Genomic DNA, 24,584 nt, shown 5'->3' on the forward strand with positions numbered 1-24,584 from the left:
AGCTTATGGACGGTTTCAATGAAAATTCAAACGAGCAACAGGCACAGCAACCTATGGGATGCCTACACCGTTTCTCTAAAACAATCAAGGTTGTCATTATCGGGGGATTAATCCTTCTTCTGATGATTCCTATGTTCATGATTGAAAATCTTATTTCCGAACGGGGACGCACGCAGGAAGAAGCAATCAATGAGGTAAGCGAGAAATGGAGTCTCGCACAGACGGTCACCGGCCCTTATCTGAATATTCAATACCCGGTGGTAATAGAGAACAACGGAGAAAAGAAGGTGTCAATCAAAGACCTGATACTTTTCCCCGACGAGCTTTTGATTAACGGGCAACTTAAGACCGAAATCCTGAAAAGAAGCCTCTACGAGGTCAATGTGTACCAATCGGAACTGACTCTGAAAGGTTCTTTCAGCTCGGAAGAACTGATAAAGAGCAGAATAGATATGGGGCAACTGCAATTCGACAGAGCTGCTATTTGCCTGAATCTGACCGATATGCGTGGTATCAGCGAACAGATTAGTATCACCCTCGGAGATTCCGTCTATGTATTTGAGCCGGGGATGGATAACAGAGGGATTGATAATACAGGTGTACACGCCATTGCGGATTTATCGGAACTGAAAAACAACAAGAAACTGCCTTACGAAGTAAAAATCAAACTGAAAGGCTCGCAATCCATCAACTTCATCCCATTGGGTAAAACAACTCGCGTCGACTTGAAAGCCAATTGGAACACACCGAGCTTTACAGGAAGCTATTTACCCAATAACCGGGATATTACCGAAAAAGAATTTTCGGCACAATGGCAAGTCCTGAACTTGAACCGAAACTATTCACAAGTAATGATTGACTATACCAATTCCAATATCAAAGATGTAGATAATTCCAGTTTCGGCGTCAATTTCAAGATTCCGGTAGAGCAGTATCAGCAATCCATGCGTTCCGCAAAGTATGCTATCCTGATTATCCTGTTGACATTCGGAGTTATCTTCTTCACTGAAATTATGAATAAAACCCGTATTCATGCTTTACAGTATTTGTTAGTGGGATTGGCACTTTGTCTATTTTATAGTTTGCTCCTCTCCTTCTCCGAACACATCGGCTTCAACCCTGCCTATCTGTTATCTGCCGCACTGACGATTATACTAGTAGGCGGATATATGTTCGGCATCACCAAGAGAAAGAAACCGTCATTAATCATGTCCGGGTTATTGGGAGTGCTCTATCTTTATATATTTGTCCTTATCCAGTTAGAAACTTTTGCTCTGTTGGCAGGCAGCTTGGGATTATTTATTATCCTGGCAATGGTGATGTATTTCTCAAAGAAAATAGATTGGTTTAATGAATAACCCGCTTTTTAAAATAGAACTATGGATATAATGTATATAAAAGGAGATGCCACATCTCCTATTGCTCCAAATAATAAAGTTATCACTCACATCTGTAATGATATTGGCGGTTGGGGAAAAGGATTTGTATTAGCACTTTCTAAAAAATGGAAAATTGCGGAAGAAGCCTATCGCCAATGGTACAGGTCACAAGAAGGTTTCTCTTTGGGAGCCGTGCAGTTTGTTAAGGTAGCAGATGATATATATGTTGCTAATATGATAGGACAGCAGGGTATTTACAAAGACAGTAAAGGGCTTCCCCCTATCCGCTATGAAGCAGTCCGGCAATGTTTGAAAGAAGTTGCCCTATTTGCAACGAAACATGAAGCAAGTGTACATATGCCGCGCATCGGTTGCGGACTGGCTGGTGGCAAGTGGGAACTTATCGAAGAAATCATTAAAGAAGAACTCATAGCCAAGGGAATTGCTGTAACCGTATATGATTTATAAACAAAATCAACGCTATCGCATAAACAACCCGCTTTTCTTCTGAAACACTTGACAAACGACTTTTTATTTTGTATCTTTGAAGAAAGAAAAGTGATAAACAGCATGAGTAATATAAGAAAAATAGATACATAAACAACATTTAAACTGATATCTTTTAGTATCAGAACAAATATGGTATAGGGCAATAGTCTAACGATTATTGCCTTATTTTGTTTATATTTTTACTTAAACAATTTAATCTATTCCCGAAAAACGCAAAAAATAGTTTTTAATAAACTTGGATACCATTTATAATAAACTATCCAAAAGTTTATTATAAACAGAAATCAGGTTTATTAAGTGCGAAGTATTCAATTGTAAAAATAGAGAACCAGTTTATTTAGACCCAAAAGGCATAAACAAACCGATTCACCTATACAGTAATATAAACAAACACCATTCATTATTTCATCCAAACTATCGGATACCCCAAGTCCCTCTTAATAGCTTCCATTTCCGCGCTATGCCACATTTCATGTTTAAAGCTCCATGATAATGCTTCATATTTAGTCTCCGCAACAGGATGCTTAAACGGAAGAGGCGCTAAAGGTTCTGCTAAAGCCTCATCATTCATCAACTCCAAATTTTCGATACAGATTTGATGAACGTTATCCAACTGTTCCCTCAACTTAGTAACAGGAATTAAGTCCTTTGTTATAGAACGATGCAAAGTTCCCATACCATTAAATATCTTGTTATATTCTTTAATAGGCATCAATCGCCCTACCCTCTCATTCACTCCGGTAACGGCCGTCATTGTATGGAAATTCTGTGAAACAAGCAGATGTCCTGCCTGCCAGATAAAATTAGAATCTGTACCGTCGGGAACAACATACCATAAATCTTCCGGCAATTCAGACATCAAACGATTCACAAATGCGCGAGCTTCTATAATCTGCTCTTTCAAAAAATCAATTTTACTCATAACTATATGTTTTTAAATTACACATATAGTTAGTGGAAAAGCCAAAGAAGTTTGTGACAACTTACTGCAGGAATTTCTCCCAATAATTTTTTCTCGGAAGTTCCTTTTCGAACTTCCCATATAAATCGGCAAGCCTCATCATTCGTTGCACCATAGCATATTCCTTATCCATATCAATAGAATACACAGGTTTACAGATACGGCATTTGCAAGTGCCATTGGGATTATACAACGGACAAGTATCATTCATAAAAGCTGATATTTTCTGAATAGAACGATTATAGATTTGCCGTACATTACTTTCTTTCAATTCCATTATTTCGCTAATCTGCCGATAAGGCAGCCCGACATTCTCTCTAAAGATGAATATTAGACGGGCATCATTATTCAGACAATGGTTCAAGGCAGTGATACACCAGTCACACCTTTCTTTTATCCACTCCAGTTTCGCTTCTTCCGCACCGGAATATTCGATTTCAGGCAATGAACGGAAATATTCTACTTCCAACATTTTCACCTGTCTCTCACATTCCGCATACCTGCCGACAGTACGACGGGCAATAGTATATATCCATGTAGAAAGTTCCGAATCACCTTTAAAGCCGTTGAAACTTTTACAAAGTTCAAACCACACTTCCTGAGCTGCTTCCCGGGCGATTTCCTTATTCTGAATCATCCGGTGGGCAATCGTAGAAATCATATTTCCATATTCCTTCACCAAATGATTTATATCTACTTCCATTGCAAGACGTACCTCAAAATATTTTCTTCAAATAGACCATATCCACCAGTTGCTTACCTTCTTCATACATCGGATGGTCGTAGTTATCAGTAAAGAAATTCTCTATACGATGGGAAATTGTGAAACCGCAATATTCGTAGAAAGATATGGTAGAAAGCGCATCTCCCGTTCCCACCAACATTTCAGTACACTTGTCCTGATAATACTCGAATAGAAATTCAATTAAACGTTTCCCGTATCCCTGACGTTGAAAAAAAGGAACAGTAGCAATATTCTTGATTTCATAAATGCCTTCCCCTTCACGAGTTACCACACAGGCAGCTTTCAATCCATTGTCATACAGAACGAACATATCGCCACGTTCCAAATACCGGTCTATCATATCCTCTTGTTCGTCAGCCAAGAGTAACAGTTCGAGGAATTCTTTCTTATCTGAAATTACTTTTTTTATCTCCATATTATCTAGTTTGCCATAAAGATATAAAAAACTAAAATACCATAGTCTACTTTAACGAAACTTATCCTGATATTTGAAATAAATACTATACATGTATTTGCCGGTGTTCTAAAATAGTATTCATATTCTCCAGCGCCCACCCTACCAGTCCTTCAATATGAGGAATCAGAGTTCCACCTGTTTCCGTCAAGTTATATTCCACACGAGGTGGTACTTCCGCATATACTTTCCGTTCCACCAATCCGTCGGATTCAAGCGTACGGAGAGTTACCGTCAACATTCTCTGAGAAACATCTTCTATCGTTTTATGAATATCACTGAAACGCATAGTTCCGTTTGCGTTCAAAGTAATAAGCACCAGCATCGACCACTTGTCTCCCAAGCGGCTAAGTACATCTCTTACGGGGCAATTTCCTGTCGGGTGAAAGTTTTTCATCTTTTAACGTTTTGTATTTAGTTGACTTACAGCAATAGTTACTTCCATGTAACTTCCTTATTCAGAGGTGCGTTCTTGCTTTTCTCCACAAAGGAAGATACATTTGCATCACAAAAGTAATAAACTTACTAAAAATAACTATTGTTTCATTTTAATAATTATGATTATGGCAAAGAAAGTAGCAGTTTTAGCAGTAAATCCGGTAAATGGTTGTGGATTATTCCAATACTTGGAAGCATTTTTCGAAAATGGCATTTCATATAAAGTATTTGCCGTATCGGATACGAAGGAGATTAAAACAAATTCAGGAATCAGTCTGACAGCAGATGATGTGATTGCCAGTCTGAAAGGGCACGAAGATGAATTTGACGCACTCGTTTTCTCTTGTGGAGACGCCGTACCTGTATTTCAGCAGAATGCGGACAAACCTTATAATATAGATTTGATGGAAGTTATCAAAGCCTTCGGAGATAAGGGAAAAATAATGATCGGGCATTGCGCCGGAGCAATGATGTTCGACTTTACAGGTATAACGAAAGGTAAAAAAGTGGCAGTTCACCCGTTAGCTAAACCGGCCATCCAAAACGGAACGGCTACCGATAAAAAATCAGAGATAGACGGTAACTTTTTTACCGCACAAGATGAAAATACGATTTGGACAATGCTGCCGCAAGTTGTCGAAGCATTAAAGTAAGGCAGAATAAAGTAAAAAAATATAGAAAAATAGATACATAAATAAGGATTTCACAACCTCTGTCTATGGGATGATACGTTCCTTTAAAAGGGACGATGCCTTCCTCGGTGTGCAACGGGTCGTTGCTTTAAAAGAAACGACCCGTTGGTTTTAAAGGAAAATCAATGGGTATATCTCACTAATATTCAATCACTTAAAAGTTCAGGCTTAGGAAGCGAACATTACAACACGAACACAAATAATATTCAACAAACAAGAATATCAAGGAGCCATACAAATACTTGAAATATATCTTCCTTTCCCATCTTATCTTCGGTTTCCACTTCTCTTTTCGTGCTAAAATAAGGAAAAACGAGACATCATAAAATTCCAAAATAAAAAATCTATCAGTCTAAAAGTTTGTATATTAGCAGCTTAAAGTTTTATTGCAGAAAGTGGGATTTCGTCTAGGGGTATTACAAACTAAAGGTGTTAAAAAAAATATATGATTAAAGAGAAAGAGGGTTTTAATGCATTTTTACTTCATTTTTTAGAAAGGTTGAACGGCTGTGAATCCATTGAGAAGAAAGTCACTGAATCTCTGACAGACATTTGTAATTACTATGGCTTCAAAAGAGGATTCGTGTATCAGACAGACGGATTCCGTTATTTCTATTTGAAGGAAACGATTGGGAATGAGAACAATATCCTAAGACCTCGTTTTGAAATAAACGAGATGACAAAACAGCATATTGCCCATACAAAGAATAGGAATACTCCTTTTTATAGTAATAGAAATAAAGACACATCCCATGATGATATTGCCATAATGGATTTTTATAATGCGCAGTCATTATTAGTCCGTCAGTTTAAAGACTCAGAAGGAAAAATCATCGGATTTGTTGGATTTGCTGACAGAAATCAGACAAACCCGTTCACAGATGAGGAGTTGCAAATGATTCATCTTATATTAGATTCCCTGTCTAAAGAAATTGCTGTCCGCGAATATAAAGAAAGAGAAGTACGTGCCAGCAAAACTTTAGGCAGTATCATGAACAATATGGGAGTTGACATTTATGTCAATTCTTTCGATTCTCACGACATGTTATATGCCAACGAATCTATGGCTGCCCCATATGGCGGTGTCCAGCATTTCGAAGGGAAGAAATGCTGGGAAGCACTCTACACCGACAAAAAGGGGGAATGTGAGTTCTGCCCTAAAAAGCATTTGATAGATGAGAACGGACTGCCTACCAAAGTTTACTCCTGGGATTATCAACGTCCGTTTGACAAATGCTGGTTTCGTGTATTCAGTGCAGCATTTGCCTGGATAGACGGCCAGATGGCACATGTCATCACCAGCGTCGATATCGACCACCAAAAAACGATAGAAGAAGAACTGAGAATAGCCAAAGAGAAAGCTGAGAATCTGGACAGGTTAAAATCAGCTTTCCTAGCCAATATGAGCCACGAAATCCGCACTCCATTAAACGCGATTGTCGGCTTCGCCAGCCTTTTGGTCGAATCGGACGATAAAGAAGAACGGCAGGAGTACGTGAATATCATGCAGGAGAATACGGATTTACTCTTGCAACTGATATCCGACATTCTCGACTTGTCAAAGATAGAGGCAGGCACACTCGATTTCACGATGGATCATTTGGACATCAAGAGTTTCTGTGAGGATATAATGCGCAATTATGACATAAAAGAGGATAAGCCCGTACCTGTCCTGTTGACTCCCGACCTGCCCGAATATTATATTTATACGGACAAGAAGCGCCTGATGCAGGTTATTACGAATTTCATAAACAATGCCCTCAAATTTACGGAGACAGGACAGATTATTCTTGAATATCATCTGAAAGAAGGTGCGAACGAAATTGAATTTTCCGTCACAGACACAGGTATGGGCATTGCTCCCGAAAAAGTGGACAAGGTATTCGACCGTTTCGTCAAGCTCAATTCTTTTTCAAAAGGTACAGGCTTGGGACTGTCCATTTGCAGAAGTATCGTCGAATATCTTGGCGGTACTATCGGTGTCAAATCCGAATTAGGCACCGGCAGCCGCTTTTGGTTTACCCATCCCTATACAGCCTGATAAAAGGATATGCTATTACTCGCAGAAAGGCGAGTTTAGCATAAAAAAGAGTTAAAGCATCCGATAAAACAGACATTCCCGAAAATTAAATCATAGAAACAGGTTTCCAATCCGTTTTTTCACTACATTTGTCCTGCTAAAATAAAAACTATAAATAAAGATACCACAAACAAATACTTTTATGGATATAAAAAAATGCCTATGGCTCTTTTTTTTATGTTTCTTGTCTGCACCATCCCTTCTAGCCCAAAGAAACGACATAGATATTTCTAATTACATTTTATGTATTAATTCATACGCAGAATCTACACCGTGGAGCAGCCGCATGATTTCTACCATATCAGAATATGTTCAGAAAGACTCTCAATTGGCGATGTATGCAGAGCATATGAACACGCTGATGATAGATAACGACTCCATTTTGGAAGAATTCAAAAGCATGATTTCTCAAAAATACTCACAGCCACGTCCCCGATTATTGGTATTATTGGGGAGTCCTGCATTTACACTGAGAGATGAATACAGAAAATACTGGGGAGACATACCTATTGTTCTTTGTTCGGAAGAAGCCTTCCAAGGGCCACAAGAAGGTTATTTCCAAAAAAGAGCGACAGCCGCCGCCGACCGTGTTCCGGTGTCTCAGTTCGCCGATCCATATAATATGGTCTTCCTGTATTCTAACCTCTATCTTCGCGAGAATGTACAGCTAATCAACCATATAAATCCCCATATCAAGAAATTTATATTTATCGGCGACGAACGGGAAATTAATTTAAGCAATAATTTAGATATTCAAGACGAATTAAAAACATCTCATCCTCATATAGAGTACCAGTTTATAACACCGAAAAAAATGACGACCAATCAATTGTTGGACTCACTATATCGTATCGACAACAAAACGACAGGCGTATTATTCGCATCCTGGTTTTATAAAACGACAGTTGCCAGCAATACATCATTGGTATCTAACGATCACAAACTTATCGTGACAACAACCGCCCCTCTATTCACTCTGAACATGACAGATATTACTGAGGAAAACGGGGGAATGATAGGTGGCTATACCTACAACCAAAAGAAATTCAACCAAAAATTAGTCGATGCCATCTCAGCCATTCTCCAGGGCAAACAAGCGAGGGAACTCCCTTTCTACATACCGTCAGACGGCGGTCCCATCATCAATTATACAGCATTACTCCGCAAAGGATTCTCCCCGTCCATGTGTCCTCCAAACACCCGTTTTCTGCATAAACCACTTTCATTTTGGGAACAAAACCAATATTTCATCATAGGCTCTTTATCTTTCATCTTTATACTTGCCTTGTTTTTCTTCTATCGTATCCATAGCCTGAATATCATAAAGAAAATGCAACAAAAAGAAATAGACGCCATGGCTAATTATAAAAATCTGGTAAACAATATGCCTATCCTCTATATGCAGGAAGAACTGATTACGGATGAAAAAGGCATGCCTGTCGAACTGATTTATCGGAAAGTAAATGCTCATTTCGAAAAGAACTTCCTTCGCAAAGAAGAAATAATCGGCAAGAAAGCAAGCGAGATTTTCCCGGAATCAATGCCGGAATTTTTGTATTTCATAAAGAAAGCACTCGACGAAAACAAGGCAATCACTTTTCCTTATTACTTCAAGAAAATCGATACTTTCTATGACGTAATACTCAAAGGAACACAGCACAGCAATATTATCGACGTATTCTGCCTGGACAGTACAGAGTTGCACAGGGCACAGCAGAAACTAAGTACCATCAACAATAAACTTTCCATGTCCCTCGAAGTGGCTAATATTGTGCCATGGAAATGGGACCTGCGAAGCCGCACTATCTTATGCGACATCAATAAACCGATAGAGCTTAGTACATTCGGGAAAGATGTATCCGAAGAACAACTGGCAGTGCCCGACAGGCAATATTTCTCCAAGATATTCAAAGAAGACCGTACACGGGTAGAACAGGCTTACAAAGACTTGATAGAAGGCCGTTCGAATAAGGTAAAAGAAGAATACCGCATAGTGAACGTTCACAAGGGACTTCACAGAATAGACTGGGTAGAAGCCCAAGCCGCAGTTGAAACCCGGGACGATAAAGGAGAACCGCTGACTTTGGTGGGTTCCTCGCTGGTCATTACCGAACGGAAGAAAATGGAGCAGGAACTGGTTAACGCCAAAAACCGTGCAGAAGAATCGAACCGTCTGAAATCTGCCTTCCTGGCAAATATGAGCCATGAGATACGCACTCCTCTGAATGCCATTGTCGGTTTCTCAGGCATATTGGCTTCTACCGAAGAGGAAGAGGAGAAACAAGAATACGTGAACATTATTGAAAGCAATAACACTTTATTATTGCAACTTATCAGTGATATTCTGGATTTATCCAAGATAGAAGCAGGCACACTTGATTTTAATTACTCCAATGTCAAGATTAACGATTTGATGAGTGATTTGGAAAGCAGTTGCCAGTTAAAACTCAAATCAGATAAGGTAAAACTGGAATTTATAGCTCCCGCAGAGTCTTGTTGCGCGCATATAGAGAAAAACAGATTATCCCAACTAATCATCAATCTCATAACAAATGCCATTAAATTCACCGAGCAGGGCAGCATCCGTTTCGGATACAAACGGCAAAATGACGAATTATATTTTTATGTCACAGATACCGGTTGTGGTATCCCGCAGGATAAACAGGACAGCATCTTCGGACGCTTTGTCAAGTTGAACTCATTTGCGCAAGGTACAGGGCTGGGACTTTCAATCTGCCGTACTCTTGTTGATAATATGGGTGGTAAAATCGGCGTAGAGTCAGAGATAGGAAAAGGCTCTACATTTTGGTTTACATTACCCTACCAACAAGCGGAAATTGTAGAAAAAGCACCGGAAAAGGAAATACAGGCCATCAGTATCGAGAAAGACAAACTGGTGATTCTGATTGCCGAGGACAACGAAAGCAATTATAAACTGTTCGAGTCTATTCTAAAATATGATTATCACCTGATACATGCCTGGGACGGAATGGAAGCCGTCAATCTGTTTAAGGAGCACAATCCGCAAATCGTATTGATGGACATCAATATGCCTGTCATGGATGGATACGAAGCCACTAAGGAGATTCGCAAATATTCTGCCAAAGTGCCGATTATAGCCATCACAGCCTTTGCTTTTGCTTCGGACGAACAACGGGTGATGGAAAGCGGGTTTGACGGTTATATGCCCAAGCCTATCAATGCCCGCTTGTTGAAAGCGCAACTGACCGACATCATGCAGAAGCGTATTATCCTGCTGTAAGGCAAGCAGTCGTCTAATAATTCAGCCACATTCTGAAAGAAGCCATTTTATCTTTGCTGACGATGATTTTATCCTTGAAAGGCGGCAGTACATGGACGACAGATTTCCCCAAGAAGTAGGATTCGATACGCTGGATGGCATCAATACAGACCAACGTCTGACGGTTCGTGCGAAAGAACCGGTCGGGGTCCAGTTGCTCACACAATCTATCCAAAGCCAAATCAATAAGATATTCCCGGTTCTTGTGCGTCACGGCAAATGTCAATTTGTTCTCTGAATAAAAATAAGCAATATCACTGACTTGCAGGGTAAGCAGTTTCTCGCCACTGGAAATCAAAAAACGTGTGCGGTACTTTTTATGCGTAGACGAAGAGGATTCCTGTGCAACAGCAAGCTGCTGCAAGACTTCCATCATCCTGCTTTCAGCTTTGAAATCATGGATATAGTTTTTGCTCAGCCCCTCAAAACGCCGGATAGCCTGCAAGAGCCGTTCTTCATGAATCGGTTTCAAAAGATAATCGATGCTGTTCACCGTAAAAGCGCGCACAGCGTATTCATCATAAGCAGTGGTAAACACAATCATGCTTTCAGGACGGGCTTGTTCTATAAAAAGGAACGAATTACCGTCCGTCAACTGAATATCCAGAAAAAGAATGTCAGGATGGGGATGCCGGGCGAACCACTCCACTGCTTCTTCAATATTCCCCGGCAATAACTGTACTTCCCAGTCGGGACGCAAAGCCGATAAGGTGTCACAAAGCAGACGGGCAGCGGGAATCTCATCCTCTATTATAGCAGCTTTTATCTTACTCATGGAGCAAAGGTATTTTTACTGTAAACTCTTGCAAATTATTCTCTATCACAATATCACGATTGCACAGCAACTTATAGCGGGCAGACAGATTTTTTAATCCTGTACCGAAAGCGGTCGCACTCTTCTTAGCCTGTATCCGGTTTCTGACCACCAGTTCTTTCTCCTTTTCGAGATAGAAAAGTTCAATGGTCATCGGTTTTCCCATATGGATAACATTGTGTTTTATCACATTTTCCGCCAGCAGTTGGATAGTGAGCGGTGGAATCTGAGAGTCCAGGCAAACTTCCGGCAGACGGTTATCAATATGGATACAATCTCCCAATCGCACCCGGTGCAGGAAAATATAAGAATTCAGAAAATCCAGTTCTTCCCGTAAGGTTGTCAGCCGTTGATTCTGGCACTGAAGCGTATAGCGATACACATCAGAAAGATGCTGGGTGAACAGTTCCGCATTGGCCGGGTTGTAACGGATTTCAGAAATCAATGTATTCAGACTATTAAACAAGAAATGGGGATTCAACTGGTTTTGCAAAGCAGTATAGCGTGCCGTATTGTTTTCTTCTTGCAGGGCGGCCGCTTCTTGTTGCAATTTCAATGCATTCCGCATGGAACGATTCGCCAACAACAATCCCAAAATGACCAGTTCCACCAGCCACACCGTTATCAGAATCCGCCATCCGCCATTGGGAAACATAAACGGACGGGCAGCCCCCGCCAGCAGTTTGGCTGTTATCAGCAAACCGTAGTTCAATAAGAAGAACATTCCCATTACGACCACATAGACGGATATTAATTTCCAACGACGGTGCAGGTTCAGCGCGTATTGATTATCCATCCATGTGCTCAATCGTATCGTCGCATATCCCAATACATTAAATGCCAGTATAAAGAAAGCCAGTGTGCCGGCAGAATGAAATACATCGGCAACCTTATCGGGAAAGGTAGCATAATTAATCAATAACAGAAAAGAGAATACTCCCAGTCCTGAAAATAACGCTACATATAATAAGGTATTCAACTTCATATTCATATCGCAACCGGTTCTTTTCATACAAAATTACTATTTTTTAGCGATAATCATAGCCATGAAGGGCTTTTATTAATTCCGAGTAATGTCCTTGTGCCGCCGCTTTCGCTTGTACATAGTTTACTTGGGAAGTCTGCCGATAGGTTTGCGCATCAATAACTTCTACCACAGATACCTTTCCTTCATTGTAACGTTCCACAGCTTTCGCCTCGTTCTCTTCGGCTTTTGCCAACGAACTTTCACTCAAACGTACACGCTCGATAGCCTGCGACAATGCCTTGCGCGCTACACCCACTTCTAGTTCTACCTGGTCTACGACTTTGTTCAGATTATCTTCCGCCATTCCGATGCGTAAGGAAGAAGCACGTTTCTCGCTTTTCCGTTTTCCCCATTCAAAAATAGGAACGGATACTTTGGCGTAAACGGCGTAGTTAGGGTCTAAGTCTTTCTTGAAATTATAGCCGGGAGACGAATAACTGCCATCTACTCCTACATAAAATTGAGGTTTGAATTGTGAATCATTCAACTTTTTAGAACTCTCGGCGATGCGGATACGGTCATAAGCCATCCGGATTTCAGGACGGGTCATTCCGGTGGAGAGCCATAGAGAATCGTTCATTGCCACCAACGGTATCTGGGAATCCAGTTCTGTCGTATTTTCCAATTGAAGCCCAATCATAGAGTTCAATGCCATCCTGCCTGTTTCAAAATTACTTTGTGCCTGGAGCAGTTGATATTCCGCTTCATTCAACTTCACTTCCGCCATCAATAAATCCTGCGGGTCTACAAGCCCCACTTCTACCCTTTCCTTAATTGTCTTTACGAGAGAGGCTATCGAATTACGGAAGTCTTCGGCAACGGACACAATCTCCTGCCGGGCTACGGCACTCCAATATTGCATATCCGTCTGATAGCAGACTGCATCATTCAGCATGTTCGCCTGGTTGCTTGCAAACGATTGCTGATGTTGCGCCATTCGGATAGATTCCAGTACACGTCCGCCTGTATAAACCGGTTGCAGGATGGAAAGCGAAGCTCCATAGTTCAAATTCTTTCCTTCCACAGTCTTCGACAATCCTAGGGAAGGGACATCCAAAGTTAATTCCAGCGGATTGCCTGTGTACTGGAAATTGGCGGCTCCCGAAAGTTTCGGTTTCAAATCCGCGCGTGCAGACTTCTCTATTTCCACACTGGCAGCAATGTTCTTTTCTGCCGCTTTCAGGTCATGATTATAATCCAATGCCATCATCCGGTATTTCTCCAGCAGGGGGCTTTGCTGCGCCATGGCGGGTAAAGCCAGAAAAGCGCAACAGTAAAACAACGGACAAATTATTCTTTTCTTCATTTTTACTTTCCTTTTACTTTATAGAACATAGAATACAGCGCAGGAGTGACAAACAGGGTCAGTCCCGTAGCAAACGTCAGTCCGAAGATAATGGTGGCAGCCATCCCACCGAACGCTACGTCAAACAACAGAGGGACCATACCGAAAATGGTTGTCGTAGCCGCCATCAATACCGGACGGGTTCGGGAAACCGTAGCCTCAACGATTGAAGTGTACAAGTCAATCCCGCTCCGGTGCTGGACGTTAATCTCATCAATCAGTACGATTACATTCTTGATAATCATTCCGAGCAATCCCAGCCAACCGGCTATCGGGAAGAAACCGAAATCAAAGCCTGTCAGCAACATGCCGACAGCAATGCCTATCAGTGAGAGGGGCAGGATGCAAATGATAATAACCGGTTCGCGGAAGTTGCCGAACAAAGCGACCAAAATAACAACCAATGCCAGAAATGCCAACGGGAAGTATTTTGCAATAGCCTGCATCGCCTCTCCCTGGTCTTTATACTGTGCGTCCCAAAAGAAAGTATAACCTTCGGGAAGTTGCATATTCTCGATTTCCTGCCGGATTTCCCCATGTACTTCCGCCATCGTATGCCCCGGTTTCACACCGCACATGGCAGCCATTGAGAGTTGGCGGTTATAGGTTCGAACCTGTGGAAATTCCCAGGTCGTCTCTATCCGTTCCGTCACTTGCGAAAGCGGAGCCGACCTTTCTCCATTCCAAATAGAAAAATCGCCTAAAGAACCGACATCGGTTATATCTACATTGCCTGATTTCAAAAGCACGGGGACTTTCTTTTCATCATCCCGGTAGATGCCAACGGGCAATCCGTCATTAATAGACTTCACCGATTCCATCATAGAAGCCTTGGTAATGCCTAGTGCTCCGGCTTTCACCGGGTCGTACACCGGACGGATGACCATCGACATATTGCCCCATTCATTACGGGCATCCGCAACTTTCGGATTACGCCGCATTACTTCTATCGCCTGCCCGACCAATGAGTCGAGCACGGCAGGGTCCGGCCCCAGGAAGCGGGCTTCAATAACAGCTTCCGTCAACGGACTTAATTCGAACTTATTGACTTTAATCAGCGGTTCCGGGAACTTGATTGAAATCGAATCCTGTAAACGTGCATGCAACTGACGGGAAAGTTTTGACGTCTTGCATTTTACCAGTATCTGCGCATAATTGGACTGAGGGCCGAAAGATACATTAGACAAATAATAACGCGGCGGTGTCCTTCCGGCATACGTAGATACCATCTCCGTCTCCTCTTGCCCGCGAATAAAATCCGCCATCTCCATTGCCATCTTATCCGTCTCTTCTATCCGTGTCCCTTCGGGCAACCACATATCCAGCGTAAAATATTGTTTGTCCAATGCGGGCACAAATACCTTCGGGATAAACTTAAAACTCCAGGCAGCCAATACCAGCATCACGACCATGCATCCTACGGTGGCATACCGATGATTAATCACCCACCCCAGAGCCGAACGGAACTTATCATAATACTTACCTGCAAAAAGAGCAGCCTTCAATTCGTCGGGTCTTGGCCGACGGACAAACTCCTGAATAAAGAAAGGAGTCTGCGTCAGCGCAAAGACCCAACTGAACATCAGCGAAACGCCGATAACTACAACTAAGGATGACAACAACTCGCCGGTGATATGCGGCGAATAATATATAGGCAAAAAAGTTAAAATAGCAATGATTGTTGCCGCCAGTAACGGTAACGCCGTCGAGGAACAAGCCCTCATAATAGCCACCCGCTTACGCATTCCACGCTGCATATTGACCAATGCCGAATCGGAAACCACAATGGCATTATCCACCAACATTCCCATGGCAATGATAATAGCGGCTAGTGACATACGCTGCAAGGCTATTCCCTGTATCAACATGACTATCAACGTGGCAAAAATAGAAAAGACCAATCCGCTGCCAACCAGGACGCCGTTCTTAAATCCTATGAAGAAAAGCAGAATAGCAACTACCGTTACAACGGAAACAACCAGGTTTAAGATAAATCCCTGATTTGCCACGGCCGACTCATATCCCTGGTCGTAAATCGTCTGCAACTCAAAGCCTTCGGGCATTGTTTCCGAGAATTGTCCTATCTCTTTTTTCACCGCATCCGCCATATCAACCACATTTCCGGTGGGAACGGTAGAAATGGCAATTCCGACCGCTGGTTTTCCGTCAATCCGCATCTTATTGGCGGGCGGTATTTGGTAGCTTTCCTTTATTTCGGCAATATCCGCCAACCGGAAATGTTCTCCTGTACGAGACACGATAGTCAGATTCTGTATATCGTCCAACGAATAGAAATTCCCAGTTGACTCGATACGTATCCGGTTCACTCCGGCATCAATACCACCGGCATCCACCACCCGGTTCTGCGCATCGAAAGCACGGGAAATATCCGCTGTAGTAATGCCGCTCCGTGCCATAACGGACGGGCTGAGAACAACATCAATCGTAGGAGACTGCACACCATAAATTTCTATCTTCGCTACATCTTTCACTTTTAGCAACTCATTCTTGATAAGTTTTGCCTGGTCTTCGAGTTCCCGGTAAGAATGTCCTTCACCGGTCAATCCATAAAAAACACCCAACACGTCGCCAAAATCATCGTTCACTACCGATGGTCCTGCACCGGCAGGAAGTTTCGACTGCACGTCATTGACTTTCCGACGAAGTTTGTCCCATAGCTGCTGCATCTCGTCCGCACGGATTTCTTTCTTTACGTAAACCGTTATCTTAGAAAGCCCTGCACGGTTTTCCGTTTTGAGATAGTATAATTCTCCCAATGACTGTATGGACTCTTCCAGTACGTCCGTCACTTGCGACTGGACTTCGGAAGGAGAAGCTCCCGGATAAGGAGTCAGCACCAATGCCTGTTTGATTGTAAACGGCGCATCTTCCAGCTTTCCCATTTTCACATAAGAAAGCAGTCCGCCCCCCAATACGAGCAGTAACAGCAGAATAGTCACCGACCTCTTCTGCAAGAAATATTTAACGAATTTCATACTTTTCCACTTACTTTTGAGCAGTTATCGGCTTTTCCCGTTTCTTATTCATGACTTCTACCAGTGTTCCTTCCGACAGAAAACGCAATTTGCTGACAGCCACCGTTTCTCCTGCCTGCAACCCACCTTTCACTTCTACTTTTCCATCCGGAAGCAGTTCGCCCAACACCACTTTTTTCCTTGAAACTTTTCCTGTCGCATCATCTACCGTCCAGACGTAATCACCCTCACTGGGGCGGTGGCTAAGAGCCATTTGCGGCACAGTCACTATCGGAGCCGACGATGAAGACGGAAGTTCAAGCAGCATCTTCCCGGAAATACCTGCGCGCCATTCTCCTTGTTTATTAGGCAGCAACGCAGTCAACAGAAAAGAAAGATTGTTTCGCGTAGTGCTTTTGGAGACTTCCACTACTTTCGCCGGATATACGGCATCCGGGCAAACATCAAAACGGACGCCTATTTCTTTTATTTTTTCCGCTCGAAACGCTATATCTTGCGTGATATACGCCTCTATCTTCAGTTGAGTGATATCAATAAAAGAAACGACAGGTTGAGTTGCTTTTACATCCTGGAACTTCTCGATATACACCTCTCCGACGTATCCGTCGAAAGGAGCAACCAGCCGGGTATCATTCAGTTCATTCGTTGCTGTCTCAAAAGCTGTTTTGGCAGAAGTATAATCGGCACGTGCCTTTTCATAGGCGCTTGCCGACAAATTATCTTTCTCATACAGCACTTTTATCCGCTCAAACTCCGCTTTTACCTGATTGTAGACAGCTTCCGCACGCTCTTTGCGAATACGGAAATCGCGGGAGTCTATTTCAGCAATAATATCCCCGCGATGATAGAAATTTCCGGCATACACCTCGAAGCGGTCAATCGGTCCGCCTACCCTGAAAGAGAGTTCTGTTTCCTTGAATGGTTTTGAGATAAACGAGAACTCACGTTCCGATGAAGGAACCAAGGTTTCCGCTTCCGCTACTTTCACCCGTACAGGTTCATCTGCCTTTTTCTCTCCCTTTCCACAGGAAGCAAACAAGCAAAGGCAAAAAATACATACTGAGAATTTAGTCGTTGTCATTCTATTCTAAATAAGTTATGTTATCAACGGCGCGAAAATAGAAGAAAAGGGGAAAAGCATCCGTTTTTAAATTTCCGGGACGGAAAAAGAAGGGGATGAAACGGAAAAAGAAAAGATGAAAGAAGGTAAAAAAATCCTGTCTCACTTAATATTGTGAGACAGGATATGATATGCTATATTTCTACTAAAAACTATCAACTAAAGGAAACCGTTCTTTTTCAAAATTTCAAGTAACTCTTTATCAGAGATACTAATACGTTCAGACTTATCATAAATAAAGTGCAAACCTATTTCCATATTTTCGTCAGATAACACCAATATCAATGTTATAACTCTGGCACCACCACTTTTACCTTTTCCTTTCGAAGAAATCGCCATACGAACTTTACGAATACCTTTTCCTAAATCAGCACCTTGCATCGGATTTTCTTTTAAAGATTCAAGCAAATTAGCATAATCTTCTTTAATAGAGCGATATTTCTTAGACAATCTTTTGATTTCCCGTTCAAACTGTGGGTAAATCTTAACTTTATAATTCATCCAGTAAGTCCTCCGCAGCTCTTCCCTCTAAACGTCCCTCCATCCTCAACTTTATATCCTTACAAGCCAAATCAAATCCTGCCAGAATTTCAGACTTTGTCATCTCTGCATCGCCAATTTCCTCTTTATTAGCCAATGTAGATGCTTTTTCCTTTTCTGCCACCAACTTCTTAATGCTCTTTAAAGCCTTTTTCATATAATTTTCATCATCAGCTATATAACTCAACTGACGAAAGAATTCCGAATTTAGATTCATCATTTCCATTACAATCTCCTTTCTTCCTTTAATTTTCTGTACTACAAAGATAACGAAACCAATTAAATAACACTACTTTTGCACCGCTATTTCAATTTTGAAACAATATTAAATACCATAATGCTGATTTATGACTGAAGAAAAAACACATAAAGACCGTATCGGGAGCTGGTGGGCACTAAGTCCGCTGTTCGTATTCTTATGCCTTTATCTCTTGACTTCTATCCTTGTCAACGACTTCTACAAAGTACCTATCACGGTCGCTTTCCTCGTTTCTTCCTGCTACGCCATCGCCATTACCAAGGGATTGAAACTGGACCAACGTATCTATCAGTTCTCCGTGGGAGCTGCCAATAAGAATATTCTCCTGATGATATGGATATTCATCCTTGCCGGAGCCTTCGCGCAGAGCGCCAAGCAGATGGGAGCCATCGACGCGACCGTCAACCTGACGCTGCATATTCTTCCCGATAACCTGTTACTGGCAGGAATATTTATCGCCGCCTGCTTCATCTCCCTGTCCATCGGAACCAGCGTAGGCACTATTGTCGCCCTCACCCCCGTTGCTGTCGGACTGGCGGAAAAGACAGAAATAGCCCTTCCTTTTATGGTAGCTGTCGTGGTCGGCGGTTCTTTTTTCGGAGATAACCTGTCATTTATTTCAGATACAACCATCGCCTCAACGAAAACACAGGAATGTGTGATGCGTGACAAATTCCGGGTAAACTCCATGATAGTGGTTCCGGCAGCCGTCATCGTATTGGGTATTTATATCTTCCAAGGATTATCCATCACCGCACCCGTCCAGATAGAGACTATCGAATGGATAAAGGTTATACCATATATAATAGTATTAGGAACAGCCGTTGCCGGCATGAATGTAATGCTCGTATTAATTATAGGTATATTGACGACCGGCATCATCGGCATCGCTACCGGAAGCTTCGGAGTCTTCGACTGGTTCGGAGCTATGGGAACCGGAATAACAGGAATGGGAGAACTCATCATCATTACCCTGTTGGCAGGCGGTATGCTGGAAACCATCCGCTATAATGGCGGCATTGATTTTATTATCCGGAAACTGACCCGCCACGTCAACGGCAAGCGGGGCGCAGAATTGAGCATCGCCGCTCTGGTAAGTATCGCCAACCTGTGTACCGCCAATAACACTATCGCCATCATCACCACAGGACCGATAGCCAGGGATATCGCCCAAAAGTTCCATCTCGACCGGAGAAAAACCGCCAGTATCCTCGACACGTTCTCCTGCCTGATACAAGGGATTATCCCATACGGAGCGCAGATGCTGATTGCAGCGGGACTTGCCAATATCTCCCCTATCAGTATCATCGGCAATCTCTATTATCCTTTTACGATGGGAGCCTGCGCATTGCTCGCCATTCTGTTCCGATATCCGAAACGATATTCGTAAAAAAGGGGCGAAATGTTTGTCAATCAAAAGAAAAGCCGTATCTTTGCGCCCGCTATTACGAGATAATAGCATAATTCAAATCAATCATTAAAAACAATTATTTAAAATGGCAACTAGAATCAGATTGCAGAGACACGGACGTAAAAGTTACGCGTTCTATTCAATTGTAATTGCAGACAGCAGAGCACCACGTGATGGTAAATTTATTGAGAAGATTGGTACTTACAACCCTAACACCAATCCTGCTACAGTAGATTTGAATTTCGACGCTGCATTGGCATGGGTACTGAAAGGTGCACAACCAAGCGACACTGTACGTAACATCCTTTCCCGTGAAGGAGTTTACATGAAGAAACATCTTATGGGCGGTGTAGCAAAAGGCGCATTCGGAGAAGCAGAAGCAGATGCTAAATTCGAAGCTTGGAAAAACAACAAACAGTCAGGTCTGGCTGCTTTGAAAGCTAAACAAGACGAAGAAAAGAAAGCTGAAGCTAAAGCACGTCTGGAAGCAGAAAAGAAAATCAACGAAGTGAAAGCAAAAGCACTCGCTGAAAAGAAAGCTGCTGAAGCTGCTGAAAAAGCTGCTGCTGAAGCACCCGCAGAAGAAGCTGCAGCTCCGGCTGAAGAAGCTCCTGCAACAGAAGCTGCTGCTGAATAATTTTCGGCAGATTCCGAATAAGAAATCAGGAAAAAGCTATAAATCCTCTCCGGTTCGCCGGAGGGGATTTTTTTATATCTCATTTTATGCTCTAAAACATAGTGTTTAATTAGTCTCTTTCAGAATAAAATGCCTTTCTTTGCATCAGCATAGTTCAGCACAGTTATCTCTTATAAAACTAACATGAAACGAACTGATAAGAAAGCAACATTCGGGCAGCAGTCCAGTAAGGTCACGCAGTTGGCAGACAACCTTAGCCAGGCTATTTCCAAGAAAGAATTTCTTGAAGGAGATTCTTTGCCTTCTATCAATCAGTTGAGTGCACAATATGGAGTATCGCGTGATACAGTATTCAAGGCTTTCCTTGACTTACGCGAACGGGGACTGATTGACTCCACTCCCGGAAAAGGATACTATGTGACGAGTCAGGTAACAAATGTTTTACTGCTCCTCGACCAATATACTCCATTTAAAGAAGCATTATACAACAGTTTCGTCAAGCATCTGCCTATCAATTATAAGGTAGACTTGCTATTTCACCAATACAACGAACGGCTGTTCAATACCATCATCCGTGAATCCATAGGAAAGTACAATAAATATATAGTGATGAATTTCGATAATGAGAAATTCAGCACGGCATTAAATAAGATTAATCCTGCCAGGCTGCTACTACTCGACTTCGGTAAATTCGAAAAAGAGAAGTACTTCTATATCTGCCAGGACTTTGACGAATCATTCTTTCAGGCATTACTGGCACTGAAAGAAAGGATGCACAGATACCGCCAAATCGTTTTCCTGTTCTCCAAAGGACTGAAACACCCGCAAAGCAGCAAAGATTATTTCATCCGCTTTTGCGAAGAGCAGGGATTCTCGTATGAGATACAGGAAAATCTCGAAAACCTGGTGGTACGGAAAGAAACAGCCTACATTGCCATCAAACAACAGGACGTAGTAAAGGTAGTGAAACAAGGAAGATTGGAAGGACTGAAATGCGGAAAAGATTTCGGTCTGCTGGCATACAATGATATTCCTTCTTATGAAGTTATCGACGAAGGAATCACTTCATTGAGTATCGACTGGGAAATGATGGGGAACGAAGCGGCAAACTTCGTCCTTAATGATACGCCTATACAGAAGTACCTGCCTACTGAAGTCAGACTTCGAAAGTCACTCTAATTTTTTTTGCCATTCAATCAGCACAGTTCAGCACAGATATTAATTAACTATATAATTAAAAAGAAACCATGAAAAAGTATCCGAAAATCGGGATTCGTCCCACTATCGACGGTCGCCAAGGCGGCGTTCGTGAAAGCCTTGAAGAAAAGACAATGAACCTGGCTAAAGCAGTAGCCGAATTAATCAGCAGCAACCTGAAAAACGGTGACGGAAGTCCTGTAGAATGTGTTATTGCCGACAGCACTATCGGCCGTGTAGCCGAAAGCGCAGCTTGTGCTGAAAAATTCGAAAGAGAAGGTGTAGGCTCTACTATCACCGTCACTTCCTGCTGGTGCTACGGCGCTGAAACGATGGACATGAACCCTCATTACCCGAAAGCCGTTTGGGGATTCAACGGAACAGAACGCCCGGGCGCTGTATATTTGGCAGCCGTACTGGCAGGACACGCACAGAAAGGTCTTCCCGCATTCGGCATCTACGGACATGATGTTCAAGATTTGGATGACAATTCCATTCCCGAAGATGTAGCGGAAAAGATTCTTCGCTTTGCACGCGCCGCACAGGCAGTAGCTACTATGAGAGGCAAATCTTACTTGTCTATGGGTAGCGTATCTATGGGTATTGCCGGTTCAATCGTCAACCCTGATTTCTTCCAGGAATATCTGGGCATGCGTAATGAATCCATCGACCTTACAGAAATCATCCGCCGCATGGACGAAGGCATCTACGACCATGAAGAATATGCAAAAGCAATGGCATGGACAGAAAAGAACTGCAAGGTAAACGAAGGAGACGACTTCAAGAACCGTCCCGAAAAGCGCAAAAGCCGTGAACAAAAAGATGCTGACTGGGAATTTATCGTGAAAATGACAATTATCATGCGCGACCTGATGACCGGCAACCCCAAACTGAAAGAGATGGGATTCAAAGAAGAAGCTCTGGGACACAATGCCATCGCAGCCGGCTTCCAGGGACAACGCCAATGGACAGACTTCTATCCGAACGGTGACTACCCCGAAGCTCTGCTCAATACTTCTTTCGACTGGAATGGTATCCGCGAAGCATTTGTGGTAGCTACCGAGAATGATGCCTGCAACGGTGTAGCTATGCTGTTCGGACACTTGCTGACCAACCGTGCGCAAATATTCTCCGACGTACGTACTTATTGGAGCCCCGAAGCCGTGAAACGCGTGACCGGTAAAGAATTGACCGGTTTGGCAGCAAACGGTATTATCCATCTTATCAACTCCGGTGCAACAACCCTCGACGGTTCCGGCCAGTCACTAGACGCAGAAGGCAATCCGGTAATGAAAGAACCATGGAACCTGACTGACGCAGACGTAGAAAACTGTCTGAAAGCAACTACCTGGTATCCGGCAGACCGTGATTACTTCCGTGGCGGTGGTTTCTCTTCCAACTTCCTGTCAAAAGGGGGTATGCCTGTCACTATGATGCGTCTGAACCTGATTAAAGGACTCGGCCCTGTCCTGCAAATCGCAGAAGGATGGACAGTTGAAATAGACTCTGAAATCCACCAGAAACTGAATATGCGTACAGACCCGACATGGCCTACCACTTGGTTCGTTCCCCGTTTGTGTGACAAATCAGCTTTCAAAGATGTATATTCAGTAATGAATAACTGGGGAGCTAATCACGGAGCTATCAGCTACGGGCACATCGGTCAGGACTTAATCACTCTCGCTTCCATGCTCCGCATCCCGGTATGCATGCACAATGTAGAAGAAAACGAGATATTCCGTCCGGCTGCATGGAATGCTTTCGGCATGGATAAGGAAGGAGCGGATTACAGAGCTTGTACCACTTACGGCCCTATCTACAAATAATTAAGAGTTCACCACAGATTACACAGATTCACACAGATTATTTTCATTTTCGTTGAATACCCCATAGTGAATTAGGGTACCGATATACATATTTATTTAATCTGTGTGAATCTGTGTAATCCGTGGTGCCTCTTAATTTCCCATTTATCTAACTAATTTTAAGTCACTATTATTATAAATAAATTATCTTTGCCATTATGATTACTAACGAACATATCGAACAGTTCATAGAACAAGCACATCGCTACGGAGACGCAAAACTGATGCTTTGCAGTAGCGGCAACCTTTCCTGGCGAATCGGTGATGAAGCACTGATTTCCGGCACAGGTTCCTGGGTACCTACCCTTTACAAAGAAAAAGTTTCCATCTGCAACATCGCCAGCGGAACACCGACTAATGGCGTTAAACCTTCAATGGAAAGCACTTTCCACCTGGGTATTCTCCGCGAACGCCCGGATGTAAATGTAGTACTCCATTTTCAGTCGGAGTATGCCACAGCTATCTCCTGCATGAAGAACAAGCCGACTAATTTTAATGTAACAGCAGAAATTCCCTGCCACGTAGGTTCAGAGATTCCTGTGATTCCTTATTATCGCCCCGGTTCACCGGAGCTGGCCAAAGCAGTAGTAGACGCCATGCTCGAACACAATTCAGTCTTGTTGACCAACCACGGACAAGTGGTCTGCGGAAAGGACTTCGACCAAGTGTACGAACGCGCCACTTTCTTCGAAATGGCATGCCGGATTATTGTTCAGTCCGGCGGTGATTACTCCGTATTGACACCGGCAGAAATAGAAGACTTGGAAATCTATGTATTAGGAAAGAAAACAAAATAGTATCCGTACATACCCT

General features: G+C 42.7%; 21 protein-coding genes. 10 read left to right on the forward strand and 11 right to left on the reverse strand.

Annotated elements, in window-relative coordinates; all coding sequences use genetic code 11:
* Positions 1-5: 5 nt before the first annotated feature.
* The gene (gene creD, locus BacF7301_RS20850) at positions 6-1,358 is read left to right on the forward strand and encodes a cell envelope integrity protein CreD (RefSeq protein ID WP_167965861.1); all 1,353 of its coding nucleotides are present in this window, start codon (positions 6-8) and stop codon (positions 1,356-1,358) included.
* A 21-nt stretch (positions 1,359-1,379) separates the two neighbouring features.
* Positions 1,380-1,847 (forward strand): macro domain-containing protein, encoded by a 468-nt coding sequence (locus BacF7301_RS20855; RefSeq protein ID WP_167965863.1) that lies wholly within the window; start codon positions 1,380-1,382, stop codon positions 1,845-1,847.
* Positions 1,848-2,289: 442 nt separating this feature from the next.
* On the opposite strand, the gene BacF7301_RS20860 is transcribed toward BacF7301_RS20855, so the two are convergent.
* The 4 genes from BacF7301_RS20860 to BacF7301_RS20875 form a co-directional block, all read right to left on the reverse strand.
* Entirely contained in the window at positions 2,290-2,811 is a 522-nt protein-coding gene (locus BacF7301_RS20860) for a DinB family protein (RefSeq protein ID WP_167965865.1), read from the reverse strand.
* A 61-nt stretch (positions 2,812-2,872) separates the two neighbouring features.
* The gene (locus BacF7301_RS20865; RefSeq protein WP_167965867.1) at positions 2,873-3,553 is read right to left on the reverse strand and encodes an RNA polymerase sigma factor; all 681 of its coding nucleotides are present in this window, start codon (positions 3,551-3,553) and stop codon (positions 2,873-2,875) included.
* 13 nt (positions 3,554-3,566) lie between these two features.
* Positions 3,567-4,010, reverse strand: a complete 444-nt coding sequence (locus tag BacF7301_RS20870; protein ID WP_167965869.1) for a GNAT family N-acetyltransferase — start codon at positions 4,008-4,010, stop codon at positions 3,567-3,569.
* Between the two features lie 85 nt (positions 4,011-4,095).
* The gene (locus BacF7301_RS20875; RefSeq protein WP_167965871.1) at positions 4,096-4,446 is read right to left on the reverse strand and encodes a winged helix-turn-helix transcriptional regulator; all 351 of its coding nucleotides are present in this window, start codon (positions 4,444-4,446) and stop codon (positions 4,096-4,098) included.
* A gap of 166 nt (positions 4,447-4,612) precedes the next feature.
* Between BacF7301_RS20875 and BacF7301_RS20880 the strand changes: the two genes are divergently transcribed.
* The 3 genes from BacF7301_RS20880 to BacF7301_RS20890 all read left to right on the forward strand — a co-directional run bounded on the left by BacF7301_RS20880 (position 4,613) and on the right by BacF7301_RS20890 (position 10,521).
* Positions 4,613-5,140 (forward strand): DJ-1/PfpI family protein, encoded by a 528-nt coding sequence (locus tag BacF7301_RS20880; RefSeq protein ID WP_167965873.1) that lies wholly within the window; start codon positions 4,613-4,615, stop codon positions 5,138-5,140.
* A 484-nt stretch (positions 5,141-5,624) separates the two neighbouring features.
* Positions 5,625-7,220, forward strand: a complete 1,596-nt coding sequence (locus BacF7301_RS20885; RefSeq protein WP_167965875.1) for a sensor histidine kinase — start codon at positions 5,625-5,627, stop codon at positions 7,218-7,220.
* Positions 7,221-7,401: 181 nt separating this feature from the next.
* Positions 7,402-10,521 (forward strand): ATP-binding protein, encoded by a 3,120-nt coding sequence (locus BacF7301_RS20890; RefSeq protein ID WP_167965877.1) that lies wholly within the window; start codon positions 7,402-7,404, stop codon positions 10,519-10,521.
* Between the two features lie 13 nt (positions 10,522-10,534).
* On the opposite strand, the gene BacF7301_RS20895 is transcribed toward BacF7301_RS20890, so the two are convergent.
* From BacF7301_RS20895 to BacF7301_RS20925, 7 genes are all read right to left on the reverse strand, one after another.
* A complete protein-coding gene (locus BacF7301_RS20895; protein ID WP_167965879.1) occupies positions 10,535-11,335 on the reverse strand; it encodes a LytR/AlgR family response regulator transcription factor in 801 nt (266 codons plus the stop codon).
* The gene (locus BacF7301_RS20900; protein ID WP_167967270.1) at positions 11,328-12,359 is read right to left on the reverse strand and encodes a sensor histidine kinase; all 1,032 of its coding nucleotides are present in this window, start codon (positions 12,357-12,359) and stop codon (positions 11,328-11,330) included. Before BacF7301_RS20900 ends, BacF7301_RS20895 begins: the two co-directional genes overlap by 8 nt.
* 43 nt (positions 12,360-12,402) lie before the next feature.
* A complete protein-coding gene (locus BacF7301_RS20905) occupies positions 12,403-13,707 on the reverse strand; it encodes a TolC family protein (RefSeq protein ID WP_369805557.1) in 1,305 nt (434 codons plus the stop codon).
* Between the two features lie 2 nt (positions 13,708-13,709).
* The gene (locus BacF7301_RS20910; protein ID WP_167965881.1) at positions 13,710-16,742 is read right to left on the reverse strand and encodes an efflux RND transporter permease subunit; all 3,033 of its coding nucleotides are present in this window, start codon (positions 16,740-16,742) and stop codon (positions 13,710-13,712) included.
* A 10-nt stretch (positions 16,743-16,752) separates the two neighbouring features.
* A complete protein-coding gene (locus BacF7301_RS20915) occupies positions 16,753-17,823 on the reverse strand; it encodes an efflux RND transporter periplasmic adaptor subunit (protein ID WP_167965883.1) in 1,071 nt (356 codons plus the stop codon).
* 198 nt (positions 17,824-18,021) lie between these two features.
* The gene (locus BacF7301_RS20920; protein ID WP_167965885.1) at positions 18,022-18,363 is read right to left on the reverse strand and encodes a type II toxin-antitoxin system RelE/ParE family toxin; all 342 of its coding nucleotides are present in this window, start codon (positions 18,361-18,363) and stop codon (positions 18,022-18,024) included.
* On the reverse strand, positions 18,353-18,628 hold the full coding sequence (locus tag BacF7301_RS20925; RefSeq protein ID WP_167965887.1) for a hypothetical protein: 276 nt from the start codon (positions 18,626-18,628) through the stop codon (positions 18,353-18,355). Before BacF7301_RS20925 ends, BacF7301_RS20920 begins: the two co-directional genes overlap by 11 nt.
* 121 nt (positions 18,629-18,749) lie before the next feature.
* Between BacF7301_RS20925 and BacF7301_RS20930 the strand changes: the two genes are divergently transcribed.
* The 5 genes from BacF7301_RS20930 (at position 18,750) to BacF7301_RS20950 (ending at position 24,568) form a co-directional block, all read left to right on the forward strand.
* Complete coding sequence (locus BacF7301_RS20930; protein WP_167965889.1) at positions 18,750-20,051, forward strand: Na+/H+ antiporter NhaC family protein; 1,302 nt, start codon at positions 18,750-18,752, stop codon at positions 20,049-20,051.
* 106 nt (positions 20,052-20,157) lie between these two features.
* Complete coding sequence (locus BacF7301_RS20935) at positions 20,158-20,709, forward strand: 30S ribosomal protein S16 (protein WP_167965891.1); 552 nt, start codon at positions 20,158-20,160, stop codon at positions 20,707-20,709.
* A gap of 183 nt (positions 20,710-20,892) precedes the next feature.
* On the forward strand, positions 20,893-21,888 hold the full coding sequence (locus BacF7301_RS20940) for a GntR family transcriptional regulator (RefSeq protein ID WP_167965893.1): 996 nt from the start codon (positions 20,893-20,895) through the stop codon (positions 21,886-21,888).
* Between the two features lie 68 nt (positions 21,889-21,956).
* Positions 21,957-23,732 carry an L-fucose isomerase gene (fucI, locus tag BacF7301_RS20945; protein WP_167965895.1) on the forward strand — a complete coding sequence of 592 codons (1,776 nt, stop codon included), beginning with the start codon at positions 21,957-21,959 and terminating at the stop codon, positions 23,730-23,732.
* Positions 23,733-23,929: 197 nt separating this feature from the next.
* A complete protein-coding gene (locus BacF7301_RS20950) occupies positions 23,930-24,568 on the forward strand; it encodes a class II aldolase/adducin family protein (RefSeq protein WP_167965897.1) in 639 nt (212 codons plus the stop codon).
* Positions 24,569-24,584: the final 16 nt, after the last annotated feature.

Source organism: Bacteroides faecium (assembly GCF_012113595.1).
In the GTDB taxonomy this organism is placed as follows: domain Bacteria; phylum Bacteroidota; class Bacteroidia; order Bacteroidales; family Bacteroidaceae; genus Bacteroides; species Bacteroides faecium.

Coding starts and splice junctions, on each gene's coding strand:
- creD (WP_167965861.1), top strand. CDS start 6: ATGGACGGTTTCAATGAAAATTCAAACGAGCAACAGGCACAGCAACCT.
- BacF7301_RS20855 (WP_167965863.1), top strand. CDS start 1,380: ATGGATATAATGTATATAAAAGGAGATGCCACATCTCCTATTGCTCCA.
- BacF7301_RS20860 (WP_167965865.1), bottom strand. CDS start 2,811: ATGAGTAAAATTGATTTTTTGAAAGAGCAGATTATAGAAGCTCGCGCA.
- BacF7301_RS20865 (WP_167965867.1), bottom strand. CDS start 3,553: ATGGAAGTAGATATAAATCATTTGGTGAAGGAATATGGAAATATGATT.
- BacF7301_RS20870 (WP_167965869.1), bottom strand. CDS start 4,010: ATGGAGATAAAAAAAGTAATTTCAGATAAGAAAGAATTCCTCGAACTG.
- BacF7301_RS20875 (WP_167965871.1), bottom strand. CDS start 4,446: ATGAAAAACTTTCACCCGACAGGAAATTGCCCCGTAAGAGATGTACTT.
- BacF7301_RS20880 (WP_167965873.1), top strand. CDS start 4,613: ATGGCAAAGAAAGTAGCAGTTTTAGCAGTAAATCCGGTAAATGGTTGT.
- BacF7301_RS20885 (WP_167965875.1), top strand. CDS start 5,625: ATGATTAAAGAGAAAGAGGGTTTTAATGCATTTTTACTTCATTTTTTA.
- BacF7301_RS20890 (WP_167965877.1), top strand. CDS start 7,402: ATGGATATAAAAAAATGCCTATGGCTCTTTTTTTTATGTTTCTTGTCT.
- BacF7301_RS20895 (WP_167965879.1), bottom strand. CDS start 11,335: ATGAGTAAGATAAAAGCTGCTATAATAGAGGATGAGATTCCCGCTGCC.
- BacF7301_RS20900 (WP_167967270.1), bottom strand. CDS start 12,359: ATGAAGTTGAATACCTTATTATATGTAGCGTTATTTTCAGGACTGGGA.
- BacF7301_RS20905 (WP_369805557.1), bottom strand. CDS start 13,707: ATGAAGAAAAGAATAATTTGTCCGTTGTTTTACTGTTGCGCTTTTCTG.
- BacF7301_RS20910 (WP_167965881.1), bottom strand. CDS start 16,742: ATGAAATTCGTTAAATATTTCTTGCAGAAGAGGTCGGTGACTATTCTG.
- BacF7301_RS20915 (WP_167965883.1), bottom strand. CDS start 17,823: ATGACAACGACTAAATTCTCAGTATGTATTTTTTGCCTTTGCTTGTTT.
- BacF7301_RS20920 (WP_167965885.1), bottom strand. CDS start 18,363: ATGAATTATAAAGTTAAGATTTACCCACAGTTTGAACGGGAAATCAAA.
- BacF7301_RS20925 (WP_167965887.1), bottom strand. CDS start 18,628: ATGGAAATGATGAATCTAAATTCGGAATTCTTTCGTCAGTTGAGTTAT.
- BacF7301_RS20930 (WP_167965889.1), top strand. CDS start 18,750: ATGACTGAAGAAAAAACACATAAAGACCGTATCGGGAGCTGGTGGGCA.
- BacF7301_RS20935 (WP_167965891.1), top strand. CDS start 20,158: ATGGCAACTAGAATCAGATTGCAGAGACACGGACGTAAAAGTTACGCG.
- BacF7301_RS20940 (WP_167965893.1), top strand. CDS start 20,893: ATGAAACGAACTGATAAGAAAGCAACATTCGGGCAGCAGTCCAGTAAG.
- fucI (WP_167965895.1), top strand. CDS start 21,957: ATGAAAAAGTATCCGAAAATCGGGATTCGTCCCACTATCGACGGTCGC.
- BacF7301_RS20950 (WP_167965897.1), top strand. CDS start 23,930: ATGATTACTAACGAACATATCGAACAGTTCATAGAACAAGCACATCGC.